This is a genomic window from Streptomyces sp. NPDC059695, assembly GCF_042733785.1.
Lineage (GTDB): Bacteria > Actinomycetota > Actinomycetes > Streptomycetales > Streptomycetaceae > Streptomyces.
In genome coordinates this window covers 62,100-74,153 of record NZ_JBHWFF010000014.1, presented here as the reverse complement: position 1 = coordinate 74,153, position 12,054 = coordinate 62,100, and the positions used below count along the sequence as shown (strand labels likewise).

15 protein-coding genes are annotated in these 12,054 nt (G+C 73.3%); 11 read left to right on the top strand and 4 right to left on the bottom strand.

Annotated features, from left to right (window positions below):
* The first annotated feature begins 14 nt into the window (after nucleotides 1-14).
* The 5 genes from ACFV2S_RS19220 to ACFV2S_RS19200 are packed head-to-tail and all read left to right on the top strand — an operon-like array spanning nucleotide 15 to nucleotide 2,710.
* Nucleotides 15-644, top strand: coding sequence for a TetR/AcrR family transcriptional regulator (locus tag ACFV2S_RS19220; RefSeq protein ID WP_385560150.1), 630 nt, complete (start codon nucleotides 15-17; stop codon nucleotides 642-644).
* A 36-nt stretch (nucleotides 645-680) separates the two neighbouring features.
* Complete coding sequence (locus tag ACFV2S_RS19215; RefSeq protein WP_385560147.1) at nucleotides 681-1,445, top strand: glucose 1-dehydrogenase; 765 nt, start codon at nucleotides 681-683, stop codon at nucleotides 1,443-1,445.
* A gap of 12 nt (nucleotides 1,446-1,457) precedes the next feature.
* Nucleotides 1,458-1,976, top strand: a complete 519-nt coding sequence (locus ACFV2S_RS19210; protein WP_385560144.1) for an NUDIX domain-containing protein — start codon at nucleotides 1,458-1,460, stop codon at nucleotides 1,974-1,976.
* A gap of 24 nt (nucleotides 1,977-2,000) precedes the next feature.
* Entirely contained in the window at nucleotides 2,001-2,396 is a 396-nt protein-coding gene (locus tag ACFV2S_RS19205; RefSeq protein ID WP_385560141.1) for a YidH family protein, read from the top strand.
* Nucleotides 2,393-2,710, top strand: a complete 318-nt coding sequence (locus tag ACFV2S_RS19200) for a DUF202 domain-containing protein (RefSeq protein WP_383794695.1) — start codon at nucleotides 2,393-2,395, stop codon at nucleotides 2,708-2,710. Before ACFV2S_RS19205 ends, ACFV2S_RS19200 begins: the two co-directional genes overlap by 4 nt.
* A gap of 74 nt (nucleotides 2,711-2,784) precedes the next feature.
* Here the strand turns inward: ACFV2S_RS19200 and ACFV2S_RS19195 are convergent, their stop codons facing one another.
* Together ACFV2S_RS19195 and ACFV2S_RS19190 are read right to left on the bottom strand one after the other, a co-directional pair.
* Complete coding sequence (locus ACFV2S_RS19195; protein WP_385560137.1) at nucleotides 2,785-3,720, bottom strand: NADP-dependent oxidoreductase; 936 nt, start codon at nucleotides 3,718-3,720, stop codon at nucleotides 2,785-2,787.
* Nucleotides 3,721-3,764: 44 nt separating this feature from the next.
* The gene (locus ACFV2S_RS19190) at nucleotides 3,765-4,400 is read right to left on the bottom strand and encodes an NADPH-dependent F420 reductase (protein WP_383794701.1); all 636 of its coding nucleotides are present in this window, start codon (nucleotides 4,398-4,400) and stop codon (nucleotides 3,765-3,767) included.
* Nucleotides 4,401-4,470: 70 nt separating this feature from the next.
* Here ACFV2S_RS19190 and ACFV2S_RS19185 point away from each other — a divergent pair, with 70 nt between their 5' ends.
* The 5 genes from ACFV2S_RS19185 (at nucleotide 4,471) to ACFV2S_RS19165 (ending at nucleotide 9,142) form a co-directional block, all read left to right on the top strand.
* On the top strand, nucleotides 4,471-4,830 hold the full coding sequence (locus ACFV2S_RS19185; protein WP_383794704.1) for a winged helix-turn-helix transcriptional regulator: 360 nt from the start codon (nucleotides 4,471-4,473) through the stop codon (nucleotides 4,828-4,830).
* A 79-nt stretch (nucleotides 4,831-4,909) separates the two neighbouring features.
* The gene (locus ACFV2S_RS19180; RefSeq protein ID WP_385560132.1) at nucleotides 4,910-5,821 is read left to right on the top strand and encodes an MBL fold metallo-hydrolase; all 912 of its coding nucleotides are present in this window, start codon (nucleotides 4,910-4,912) and stop codon (nucleotides 5,819-5,821) included.
* A gap of 257 nt (nucleotides 5,822-6,078) precedes the next feature.
* Complete coding sequence (locus ACFV2S_RS19175; RefSeq protein ID WP_385560129.1) at nucleotides 6,079-6,570, top strand: hypothetical protein; 492 nt, start codon at nucleotides 6,079-6,081, stop codon at nucleotides 6,568-6,570.
* A 329-nt stretch (nucleotides 6,571-6,899) separates the two neighbouring features.
* Nucleotides 6,900-7,922 (top strand): phosphotransferase family protein, encoded by a 1,023-nt coding sequence (locus ACFV2S_RS19170; RefSeq protein WP_385560125.1) that lies wholly within the window; start codon nucleotides 6,900-6,902, stop codon nucleotides 7,920-7,922.
* A 5-nt stretch (nucleotides 7,923-7,927) separates the two neighbouring features.
* Nucleotides 7,928-9,142, top strand: coding sequence for an acyl-CoA dehydrogenase family protein (locus tag ACFV2S_RS19165; RefSeq protein ID WP_385560122.1), 1,215 nt, complete (start codon nucleotides 7,928-7,930; stop codon nucleotides 9,140-9,142).
* Between the two features lie 6 nt (nucleotides 9,143-9,148).
* Here ACFV2S_RS19165 and ACFV2S_RS19160 read toward each other — a convergent pair whose 3' ends face one another.
* Both ACFV2S_RS19160 and ACFV2S_RS19155 read right to left on the bottom strand, forming a co-directional pair.
* Nucleotides 9,149-9,742, bottom strand: coding sequence for a TetR/AcrR family transcriptional regulator (locus ACFV2S_RS19160; protein WP_385560119.1), 594 nt, complete (start codon nucleotides 9,740-9,742; stop codon nucleotides 9,149-9,151).
* A gap of 78 nt (nucleotides 9,743-9,820) precedes the next feature.
* On the bottom strand, nucleotides 9,821-10,603 hold the full coding sequence (locus tag ACFV2S_RS19155) for an SDR family oxidoreductase (protein ID WP_385560116.1): 783 nt from the start codon (nucleotides 10,601-10,603) through the stop codon (nucleotides 9,821-9,823).
* A 167-nt stretch (nucleotides 10,604-10,770) separates the two neighbouring features.
* Here ACFV2S_RS19155 and ACFV2S_RS19150 point away from each other — a divergent pair, with 167 nt between their 5' ends.
* Nucleotides 10,771-12,021 (top strand): exo-beta-N-acetylmuramidase NamZ domain-containing protein, encoded by a 1,251-nt coding sequence (locus ACFV2S_RS19150; protein WP_385560113.1) that lies wholly within the window; start codon nucleotides 10,771-10,773, stop codon nucleotides 12,019-12,021.
* The last annotated feature ends 33 nt before the right edge of the window (nucleotides 12,022-12,054 follow it).

The window sequence follows — 12,054 nt, the reverse complement described above, 5'->3', positions numbered from 1 at the left end:
ATTAATATGGGGGCATGGCGAGGACGTCGGGACCCGAGACCCGGGAGAAACTGATCCGCGCGGCGGAGGAGCTCTTCGCCGCACAGGGCGTCGACGGCGCACAGCTCCGGGACGTCGTGGCCCTGGCCGGACAGGCCAACCCCTCCGCGGTGCAGTACCACTTCGGCTCGCGCACCGGGCTCCGCGACGCCGTCATGGCCGGTCGCCAGGCCCGCACGGAACGGGTGCTCGCGCCCCTCCTCGACGCCGCCGGCGACGACCTGCGGCCCCTCGTCGCCGCGCTCGTCACCGCCGAGGCCAGTGAGCTGCGCACCGAGCGGGGCCGCCGCTGCCTGCGGATCTCGGCGCAGCTCAGCCACGAGAGCGGCGTGCGCACCCGCACCCCCCATCCCACGCTCGCCGGCACCGTCTACTGGCGCCTGATCGAGCGGATCGCGGACCGGCTGGCCGCCGGCGGGCTCCCCGAGCCGCTGCTCCTGGAGCGCCTCGACCTGGCGCTGACCGTGGTGGGCGCGGCCATGGCGGACCGGGCCCGGCAGTACCTCGGCGGCACCGAGCCCCTCACGGACGAGCCGCTCTTCCTCGCCGATCTCGTCGAGACCACCACCGCGCTTCTCCGGGCCGCACAGCCCCGGAGCGTCTGAACAGAATCCCGCAGACCCCCGAAGGGACCCCCTCTCATGAACGACCTCACCGGCAAGACCGTGCTCATCACCGGCGGCGCCCGCGGCCTGGGCGCCGAGGCCGCGAAGCTGGCCGTGGCGGCCGGCGCGAACGTCGTGGTCACCGACGTGCTCGACGAGGACGGCAAGGCCACGGCGGAGGCGCTCGGCGAGCGGGCCCGCTTCTTCCACCACGACGTGACCTCCGAGGAGGAGTGGGCGGCGGCCGTCGCCTTCGCGGTGGCGGAGTTCGGCGGCCTGCACGGCCTGGTGAACAACGCGGGCATCTCCACCGGCGCGTTCCTGGAGACCGAGTCCGTCGAGCACTTCCGCAAGGTCCTCGACATCAACCTGACCGGTGTCTTCATCGGCATGAAGGCCGCGATACCGGCGATGAAGGAGGCCGGCGGCGGCTCGATCGTCAACATCTCCTCGGCGGCCGGCCTGATGGGCCTGGCCCTGACCGCCGGCTACGGCGCCTCGAAGTGGGGCGTGCGCGGCCTGACGAAGATCGGCGCGGTGGAGCTCGGCACGGCGGGGATCCGCGTCAACTCCGTCCACCCCGGCATGACCTACACCCCGATGACGGCCTCCGTCGGCATCGAGCGCGGCGAGGGCAAGTACCCGAACACGCCGATGGGCCGGGTCGGCGAGGCCGACGAGATCGCGGGCGCGGTCGTCTTCCTGCTCTCGGACGCCGCCTCGTACGTGACGGGCGCGGAGCTCGCCGTGGACGGCGGCTGGACGACCGGTCCGACGGTCAAGTACGTCATGGGGCAGTGATTTCATGGGCGCATGAGCGCCTCTGAAGAGATCCTCGACGTCGTCGACGAGCAGGACCGGGTGATCGGGCGGGCCCCGCGCGGTGAGGTGTACGCGCGGGGCCTCATCCATCGCTGCGTCTTCGTCCGGGTCCGGGACGCCGAGGGCCGGGTCTTCGTCCACCGCAGGACACCGACGAAGCTGCTGTTCCCCTCCCAGTACGACATGTTCGTCGGCGGCGTCGTCGGCGCGGGCGAGTCCTACGACGAGGCCGCGCTGCGGGAGGCCGAGGAGGAGCTCGGGGTGTCCGGGCTGCCCCGGCCCGTACCGGTGCTGCGCTTCCTGTACGACTCCGGGGGCGTGGCCGGCCGGTGGTGGTCGGCGGTCTACGAGGTCCGCTGCGAGCTGCCGGTGAGCCCGCAGGCGGAGGAGGTCGCCTGGCACTCCTTCCTCACGGACGGGGAGCTGGAGGAGCGCCTCGGCTCCTGGGACTGGGTCCCGGACGGGCTCGCCGCGTACGAGCTGCTGCGCGGTGCGCACCCGGCGGGGTGATCCACCGGCCGTTAGGGTGCACGAGTGAGCGATTTCGTGCAGAGCCTGCGGCTGTGGTTCGCGCCGCAGCGGATCCGGGACGAGGGAGAGACCCCCGACTACCGCTTCTCCCTCGCGAACGAGCGGACCTTCCTGGCCTGGATCCGGACCGCGCTCGCCCTGGTCGGCGGCGGGTTCGCCGTCGACCAGTTCCTGCCGGACCTGCGCTGGGGCGTCCGCGTGGGGCTGGCGCTCGCGCTGCTCGTCGGCGGGGTGCTGTGCGCCCTGCGGGCCGTGAACCACTGGGTCCGCTGCGAGCGGGCGATGCGACGCGGCGAGGACCTGCCGGTGTCCCGCTTCCCCGCGGTGCTCAGCCTCGCGGTGGCCGCGGTGGCTCTGGCCATGGTGGTGCTCGTGGTCTTCGGCCGGGCCGGGCGGTGAACCCGGCGGCCGAGGCGCGGGATCCGGGGCTCCAGCCGGAGCGGACCCGGCTCGCGTGGCGGCGTACGACCCTGTCGTGCACGGTCGTCGCGGTCCTCGCCGTGAAGCTGACGGTGAGCGACGAGATCACGGCCAAGGAGCTGACCGGACTCGCGCTGTCGTCCCTGGTGTGGGTCGCGTTCCTGGCCGTGGCCCACCGCCGGATCCGTTCGCTGGGCGCGGCCCGGCCGCTCCCGCTCTCGCACCGCGGCGCACTGCTCGCGGCGGGGTGCACGATCGCGCTCGCCGTCTTCGGGGCGGCCGTCATCTGGTGATCCTCGGCGCCCAGGGGGTGTCGTCACCCTCCCGTCGTCGGCCGGCGGGGCGGACGGAAGCGTGACGACAGGCCCTACGGGACGGTGACCACGACCTTGCCGTTCAGGCCGCCCGCCGCGTTGGCGCGCTGGGCCTCGGCCGCCTGCTCCAGGGGGAACGACCTGGCCACCCGTACGGACAGGACGCCCTCGTCGGCCAGGTCCGCGAGCGCCGCGAGGTCCTGGGCGTCGGGACGGACCCAGAAGTAGCTGCCGCCGAGCGCGAGGACCTCGCCGTCGGCGATCGAGGCCAGCCGGCCTCCCGGGGCGATGAGCGGGGCGGAGAGCGTCAGGAACGTGCCCCCGATGGTGTCGAGGACGGCGTCCACGCCCAGCGGGGCGAGGGCGCGGACCTGGTCGGTGAAGGTCTCCTCGTCGTACCGGACGGGTTCGGCGCCGAGCTCCGCGACCCGCTCCAGGCCGGCCTCCCTGGCCGCGCCGATGACCCGGCAGCCGAGGTGGCGGGCGATCTGTACGGCCATCGAGCCGACCCCGCCGGCCGCCGCGTGGACGAGGACGGTCTCGCCGGGGCGTACCGCGAGGGCCTGGGGCCGGTGGAGGACCTGGTACGCGGTGAGGCCGGCGAGCGGAAGGGCCGCGGCCTCCTCGAAGTCGAAGGTGCGGGGCTTGCGGGCGAGGGTGCGGACGGGGGCGGCGACGTACTCGGCGAAGGTGCCCCGGGAGAGGAAGTCCTCGCGGACGTACCCCATGACCTCGTCGCCCACGGCGAACTCGGGCACGGAGACCCCGAGCCGGACGACGACGCCGGAGACGTCCCAGCCGGGGACGACCGGGAACACCGCGTCCATCATGCCGTCGAGGTATCCGGCCTGGCACTTCCAGTCGACCGGGTTGACGGCGGCCGCCCGCACCTCGATCAGGACCGCGTCCGGTCCGACCTTGGGCTCGGGCAGCTCGCCGTACTCCAGGACCTCCGGGCCGCCGTACCGGCTGTAGCTGATCGCCTTCATACCCCGACCCTCGGTGTCTCCGGGCCGGCCCGCAAGCCGGGGGGTCAGCCGCCGAGCGCCGCCGGCGGCGGGAGCATGGCGCGCGGGTCGCGGCCCGAGGTCCAGAGGCCGATGAGGAAGGCGGTGGCCGCCTCCAGGAGGTCGGCGTGCGCGAGCGGGCCGGCCACGAAGGGGGCGCAGCCCAGGTCGGCCGCCAGGGTGGCGACGAGCGTCAGGGCCTCCTCGTCGTCCCCGCAGAGGGGGACGGCGACCGGTCCGTCCGCGAAGACGGGCGGGGTGCGGCTCCACACGGCGGGCGTGAGGTGGTTGAAGGCCTTGACCACGCGGGCGCCCGTCGCGGCGGCGAGCGTCCGGGCGGCTCCCGGGCCCTCGCCGGTGGTGAGGACGGGCCCGGGGCCCACCGCGTTGGTGCAGTCGATCAGGATCCGTCCGCCGAGCGCGCCGTCGGGGGCCACCGCCCCGAGGACCGGCAGGACCGCGTCGTACGGCAGGGCCAGCAGGGTCGCCCCGCCGAAGCGGGCCGCCTCGGCGAGGGTGCCCGGCCGGGCGCCGGTGCGCGCGGCGAGCGCGGCGGTCCGGTCCGCGTCCCGGCCGCCGACGAGCACCTCGTGGCCCGCCCGGACCCATCCGCCGCCGAGCGCCCGCGCCATCGCTCCCGTACCCAGTACTCCCACCCGCATGGGGCGTCCTCCTTCACGTACCGTTGTGCGTGCTGTCGTGAACGACCGTAGGCGGGGGGCGACTTACCGAATGGTTCCCGACCGGCTTCTCGCGGACTGCCGGGCGCGGCTCGGTTTCGACCTGCTCGCCCACACCTGGAACGGGGTCGTCCTGTACGCGCTCGCGGACGGGCCGCGCCGTCCCGGCGAGCTGCGGGCGGCGATCGGCGGGATCAGCGCGAAGGTGCTGACGGAGACGCTGCGGCGCCTGGAGGGGTACGCGCTGGTGGAGCGGCGGGCGTTCGAGGAGACGCCGCCCCGGGTCGAGTACGGCCTGACGGCGCTGGGGCGTTCGCTGCTCGGGCCGATCGAGGCGCTGGGGCGGTGGTCGGCGGAGCACGGGGACGCGTTCGTGGCGGCGCAGGGCTGGGACGGGGACGAAGCGGGGTGAGCGGTTCCGGGTTTTCAGCGGCGGGCGGCGGCTGGCACTCTTCCCCTGTCCAGTCGGGCTCTCATCCGGGGGAATCCCTTTGTCTGCCACCGATCCCTATGTGGTCACGCTCGCTCCGCACGTGCACGCCTTCGTCCAGCCCGACGGCGGCTGGTGCCTGAACAACGCCGGTTTCGTCGGCCACGCGGGCGAGTCGCTGCTCGTCGACACCGCCGCCACCGAGCGGCGGGCGCTTCTGCTGCGCGAGGCGGTGCTCGCCGAGGGGCTGCCGCTGCCGCGGACCATCGTCTCCACCCATCACCACGGCGACCACACCTACGGCAACGGGGTGTTCCACCCGGAGGCGCGGATCGTGGGGCACGAGAACTGCCGGTCCGAGCAGCTCGCGGCCGGCCACCAGCTCCATCTGATCTGGCCGCGCACCGACTTCGGGCGCGTCGACATCCTGCCGCCCTCCGTCACGTACAGCGACCGGCTCACGCTCCACGTCGGCGGGATCGAGGTGCGGGTGCTCCATCCGGGGGCGGCGCACACGACGGGCGACTCGATCGTCCATCTCCCCGAGCAGGGCGTGGTGTTCACCGGTGACCTGGTGTTCCAGGGCGGGACGCCGTTCCTGCCGATGGGTTCGCTCGCCGGTTCACTGCGCGCGCTCGACCTGCTGCGCTCCCTGGACGCGCCGACGGTGGTGCCGGGGCACGGCCGGGTGACCGACCCCTCGGCGTACGACACCACGGAGCGGTATCTGCTCTGGGTGCGCGAACTGGCCGTGGAGGGCTACGCGAAGGGGGCGACCCCGCTGGAGACGGCGCGGCGGACGGAGCTCGGCGAGTTCGCCGCGTGGCGCGAGAGCGAGCGGCTCGTGGCGAACCTGCACCGGGCGTACGCGGAGCTGGAGGGCCTGCCGGAGGGGTCGCCGCTGGATCCGGTGGCGGTGTTCGGGGACATGGCGGCGATGAACGGCGGTGTACCGGTGGCCTGTCACGCCTAGTGAGGGGGCCGGGCCCGAATCGACAGGTCCGGCGGGCCGCGAGAGGATGGAAGGACTTGAGGTCCCTCAGGGCCGCCACGGATCGGGTCGGCAGCCGTACGAGGACGGGACCGGGGCCGTGGACGGCCCTACCGCTCGCGTCGAAGAGACGCGGATTCCTGTTCGCCGCTGCACTCCTCCGTGCCTTCAACCTCTCGGCCCGTGCCCGAGGTGCGGGCCTGCCACCGGAGGGAAGAAAAGTGAACAGGAAACTCCGCATGGCCGTACTGGCTCCGCTGACGGTCTCGTCGCTGCTGCTCGGGTCCGTGGCGCTCACGGTGGGTTCGGCACAGGCCGCGCCGTCCGCCACGTGCACGGTGAAGCAGAGCACGCAGGCGGGCAAGTTCAACGTCTCGGGCAAGGACTTCAAGCCGGGCAAGACCATCCTCGTCGAAGGCGGCAACAGCACCGCGACCCTGAAGGCGAACGCCAACGGCGAGTTCTCGGTCACGGACTTCTTCCCCGCGGGTGAGGTCACGGCGGTCCAGATCGGCGGCCATTCGGTCACCTGCGGCACGGTCAAGCAGACCGAGCAGAAGGACGCGCAGAACCAGTACCGGATGGGCTACCGGCAGGGTGTCGCCGACACGAAGGCGGACTGCAAGAAGAACGCGCCCAAGCAGGGCGTGGCCGCGCTGGACCCGAACTACGAGAAGGGTTACAACGCGGGGGCGGCGGCCGTACTGGCGTCGGCGCTCTGCAAGGGTTAGACGCGACGGGAGGCCCGTGCCGGACACCGTTCCGGCCCGGGCCTCACGCATGCCCGCCGGGTCGAGGGCGGCGCCCCGGTCGTCCGTACCGGCCCACGTGTGGAAGAGGTGCGCGCCGTGCTCGACCTCGTCCCGGACCCCGCCTCCGAGCAGGGCGTGGACGGGCCGGGCGAGGTCGGGACACACGCTGTCGCCGTACGTCTCCCCGAGCCCGCCCCACCCCTCCCGCGGTGACCATGCGGACACGCTTCACCCTCCCCCTCTGGACGACATACCGACTGGTCGGTCATCATGAACGCCGACCGAAGCCGATCCGGAGGTACGCCCGCATGAGCTCCGCCCCGCCGCCAGGACTCGACCCCGAGCGGCTGCGCCGCCACCTCGACCGTGCGCGCCCCGGACTGGTGTCCGGCCCCCTCGAAGCCCGGCTGATCGAGGGCGGCCGGTCGAACCTCACGTACGTCGTGACCGACGGCACCGGCCGCTGGGTGGTCCGCCGGCCGCCGCTCGGCCACGTCCTCGCCACCGCCCACGACATGCGGCGCGAGCACCGCGTCATCAGCGCCCTGCACGCCACGGACGTGCCCGTGCCCGGGACGGTCCTGCTCTGCGAGGACGAGTCGGTGCTCGGCGCGCCGTTCTACGTCATGGAGTTCGTCGACGGGACGCCCTACCGCTCCGCCCGGGAGCTCGCCCCGCTGGGCCCCGAGCGCACCCGTGCCGCCGTCCTCGGCCTCGTCGACACGCTGGTCGACCTGCACGCCGTCGACCCGGAGGCGGTCGGGCTCGGCGACTTCGGGCGCCCCGAGGGCTTCCTCGACCGGCAGCTGCGCCGCTGGGGCAAGCAGCTCGACGCCTCGCGCGGCCGCGAGCTGCTCGGGATCGACGAGCTCCACGCGGCCCTCGGGCGCGCCCTGCCCGCCTCGCCCCCGCCCACCGTCGTCCACGGCGACTACCGCCTCGACAACGTCCTCGTCGGCGAGGACGACCGGATCCGGGCCGTCCTGGACTGGGAGATGTCCACCCTCGGCGACCCGCTCACCGACCTCGGCCTGCTCGTCATGTACAGCACGCCGCTCGACCTGCCGAACTCCCCCATCTCCACCACCGCCACGGCCCCGGGGCACCCGAGCGCCGCCGAACTGGCCGAGCGCTACGCCGCCCGCTCGGGCCGCGACACCTCCGCGCTCGCCTGGTACACGGCCTTCGCCTGGTTCAAGCTCGCCGTGATCCTGGAGGGCATCCACTACCGGTGGACCCTCGGGCAGACCGTCGGCGCCGGCTTCGACCGCATCGGCGAACTCGTCCCCGTCTTCATCGAGCACGGCCTGACCACCCTTCAGGAGGGCTGACCACCATGGACTTCGCTTTCGACCCCCGCACCGAGGAACTGCGCGCGAAGCTCCTCGCCTTCATGGAGGAGCACGTCCACCCCGCCGAGGCCGTCGCCGAGGAGCAGCGCGCCCTGCTGGCCTCCCCGTGGGACACCCCGCCGGTGGTGGAGGAGCTCAAGGCCGAGGCCAGGCGGCAGGGCCTCTGGAACCTCTTCCTTCCCGACGCCGAGTACGGAGCCGGGCTCACCAACCTCCAGTACGCGCCGCTCGCCGAGATCACCGGACGCAGCCCGCAGCTCGCCCCGACCGCTCTCAACTGCGCCGCCCCGGACACCGGGAACATGGAGCTGCTCGCCCAGTTCGGCGACGAGGCGCAGAAGAAGCAGTGGCTGGAGCCGCTCCTCACCGGTGAGATCCGCTCGGCCTTCGCGATGACCGAGCCCGAGGTCGCCTCGTCCGACGCGACGAACATCGAGACCCGGATCCGGCGGGACGGCGACGCGTACGTCGTCGACGGACGCAAGTGGTACATCTCCGGGGCGATGAACCCCGACTGCGCGGTCTTCATCGTCATGGGCAAGACCGATCCCGACGGGGCGGACCCGCGCCGCCAGCAGTCGATGATCCTCGTGCCGCGCGACACCCCGGGCGTCGAGATCCGGCGCGCGATGCGGGTGTACGGGTACGAGGACCATTATCACGGCGGCCACGCCGAGGTGGTCTTCGACGGGGTCCGGGTCCCGGCGGCGAACATCGTCGGCGAGGAGGGCGGCGGCTTCGCCATCGCGCAGGCCCGCCTCGGCCCCGGCCGCATCCACCACTGCATGCGGCTCATCGGCATGGCGGAGCGGGCGGTCGAGCTGATGTGCCGGCGCGCCGTCTCCCGTACGGCCTTCGGCAAGACGCTGGCCCAGCAGGGCGTCGTGCAGAACTGGATCGCCGACGCGCGGGTGACGATCGAGCAGCTGCGGCTCCTCGTCCTCAAGACGGCCTGGCTCATGGACACCGTCGGCAACCGGGGCGCGCACACCGAGATCCAGGCCATCAAGATCGCGACTCCGCGCGCGGTCGTCGACATCATCGACAGGGCCGTGCAGGCGCACGGGGCGGGAGGCGTCTCGCAGGACCACCCGCTGGCCGAGCTGTGGGCGGCGGCACGGACGCTGAGGCTGGCGGACGGGCCGGACGAGGTGCACCAGCGGTCGCTGGCGCGGCGGGAGCTGAAGAAGTACCTGTAGGGCCGGTCAGGGACGCAGGGCCCGCAGCAGGAGGTCGGCGAGGTGGTCGGCGACCTGCTGCGGGGTCAGCGGGCCGTCCGGGCGGTACCAGGTGGACAGGTGGTGCACCGAGCCGAAGTGGTAGTCGACGACGAGGTCGGCGGGCGTGGCGGAGGAGAACACCCCGGCCCGCTGTCCCTCCTCGACCAGGGCCCGGAACCGCTCGTGGTAGCGGCGCCGCTCGGACCGCACCTGCTTGTTCTTCTCCGGGCTCAGGTGGTGCATGGAGCGGAAGAAGATCGCGGCGTCGTCGAGGTTCTCGATGGTGGTGACCACCACGTCGGCGGCGGCGTCGCGCAGCCGGGCCTCGATGGGGGCGTCGGCGTCCGCGTAGGCGTCGAGGCGCTCCTGCTGGAGGCGCAGGACGCGGGAGTAGACCTCCTGGAGGAGGTCCTCCTTGGAGCCGAAGTAGTGGTACAGCGCGCCCTTGGTGACCCCGGCGGCCTCGACGATCTCCTGGACGGAGGTGCGGTCGTAACCCCGCTCGGCGAAGAGCCGGGTGGCGGCGGCGAGGAGTCGCTGGGGGACGGGGGCGCCGCTCCCGTCCGTCGTCCTGGCCATGCTCCGCCGCCTTCCTCGCTGATCGTTTCCGGTCACGCCAACGCGTTCCCGTCCGTAGATCTTCCCATCCGCCGGGACCTAGGGCCGACCGGTGCCCTTCTCCCAGGTCCGCTGGACGTGGTTCATCGTGGTGAGCCAGCGTTCCGGGTCGGTGGCGCGATTGCGGTAGTAGCCGGCGACCTCGGGGTGGGGCAGGACGAGGAAGCGGTCGGCCGCGATGGCGTCGACGAGGGCGTCTGCGACGTCCTCGGGCTCGATGGCGGTGGGGGCGAGGACGAGCTCCCCGGCGGATCCGGCGGCGGTGAGCATGTCCGTACGCACGCCCTGCGGGCAGATCGCGTGGACCTTCAGGCCGCGGTGGCGGTAGGTGAGGGAGAGCCATTCGGCGAAGGCGTACGCGCCGTGCTTGGAGACGCTGTACGGCGCCGCGCCGATCATGGTGAGCAGTCCGGCGGCGGAGACGGTGGAGACGAAACGGCCGCTGCCGCGCTCCAGCCACTCGGGGAGGAGGGCGCGGGCCGCGCGGACGTGGGCCATGACGTTGACGTCCCAGGCGGCGGCCCAGACGTCCTCGTCGGCGAACGCGTCGCCGGGCGAGGACAGTCCGGCGTTGGCGCACCAGACGTCGACGGTGCCGCCGAGGGCCTCGCGGGCCTCGTCGACGACGGCGGAGGCGTCGCCGGGGACGGCGACGGCGCCGATCTCCTCGGCGACGGCCTTGGTCCGCCCGGGATCGAGGTCGTTGACGACGACGCGCGCGCCCTCGGCCGCGAAACGACGGGCGAGGGCGGCGCCGATGCCGCCGCCCGCGCCGGTGACGACGACACCGGCGCCCTGGAGCTCGTTCGCTTCCGCGGTCATGGACCCACCTCTCGGCTGTGACGGCGCGGGTGACACCGCGCCCCGAAGACCGGCACAGACTAACCGGTCGGTATGGAGCGGCGGAAGACCCGTTCCGCACGCCTCGTTCCCCGGGGAGGTCAGGAGCGCTAGCGTGCGGGGCCATGTCACTCCCGAGGAGGTCCCGCATGAGCCTGTCGCGACGGAGTCTGCTGGCCGCCGGAGGCGCCCTCGGGGCGGCGACGGCCACCTCCGCCCCGGCGTCCGCCGCGCCCGCCGCGCCCGGACACGGTCGGGTGCGGACCGGTTTCGAGCGGCTCGCGGCCGACGGGTACGCGCTCCTCGCGGGCGAACGGGTCGGCGTCGTCACCAACCCCACCGGCGTGACCCCGGACGCGCGTCACGTCGTGGACGTCATGCACGCCGACGAGCGGGTCGACCTGGTCGCCGTCTTCGGCCCCGAGCACGGCTTCCGGGGCACCGCCCAGGCGGGCGGCTCGGAGGGACGGTACGACGACCCGGCGACCGGGCTGCCGGTCTACGACACGTACCTGAAGAGCGGGCAGCCGCTCGCGGACGTCTTCACCGCCTCCGGCGTGGACACGGTCGTCTTCGACATCCAGGACGCCGGCGCCCGCTTCTACACCTACATCTGGACGCTGTACGACTGCATGGCGGCCGCCGCCCTCGCCGGGAAGCGGTTCGTGGTCCTGGACCGGCCGAACCCGGTGACCGGGCGGGCGGCCCTCGGACCCGTCCTGGACCGGGCGTTCGCGACGTTCGTCGGGCGGGAGCCGATCGCGCAGGCGCACGGCATGACGGTCGCCGAGCTGGCCGGGCTCTTCGACGGCGAGTTCCTGGCGAAGCCCGTCGGTGTCGAGACCGTCCGCATGACGGGGTGGCGGCGGTCGGACTTCTTCGACGCGACGGGGCTGCCGTGGGTGCCGCCCAGCCCGAACATGCCGACGGCGGACACCGCGCTCGTCTACTCCGGCACGTGCCTCTTCGAGGGCACCAACCTGTCCGAGGGGCGGGGCACCACCCGCCCCTTCGAACTCCTCGGCGCGGAGGGGATCGACCGGCGGTGGGCCGAGGCGGCGAACGCCCTCGGTCTGCCCGGAGTCCGGTTCCGCGAGGCGTACTTCGCCCCGACCTTCTCCAAGTTCCAGGGGAAGACGGTCGGCGGGGTGCAGCTGCACGTCCAGGACCGGGAGTCCTTCGACCCGGTGCGCACGGGGATCGGACTCCTCGTCACCGCCCGGAGCTCCTGGTCCGGTTTCGCGTGGCGACCGGACAACTGGATCGACAAGCTGACCGGCTCGACGCGGGTGCGGACCCTGATCGACGCGGGGGCGGACGTGGACGAGGTCGTCGGCGCGTGGCAAGCGGATCTGGCGGCCTTCCGGGCGGTCCGGAAGGAGTATCTGATCTACCGGTGACGGGGGGGGGTGGCCACCGTACGGGACGGGGGA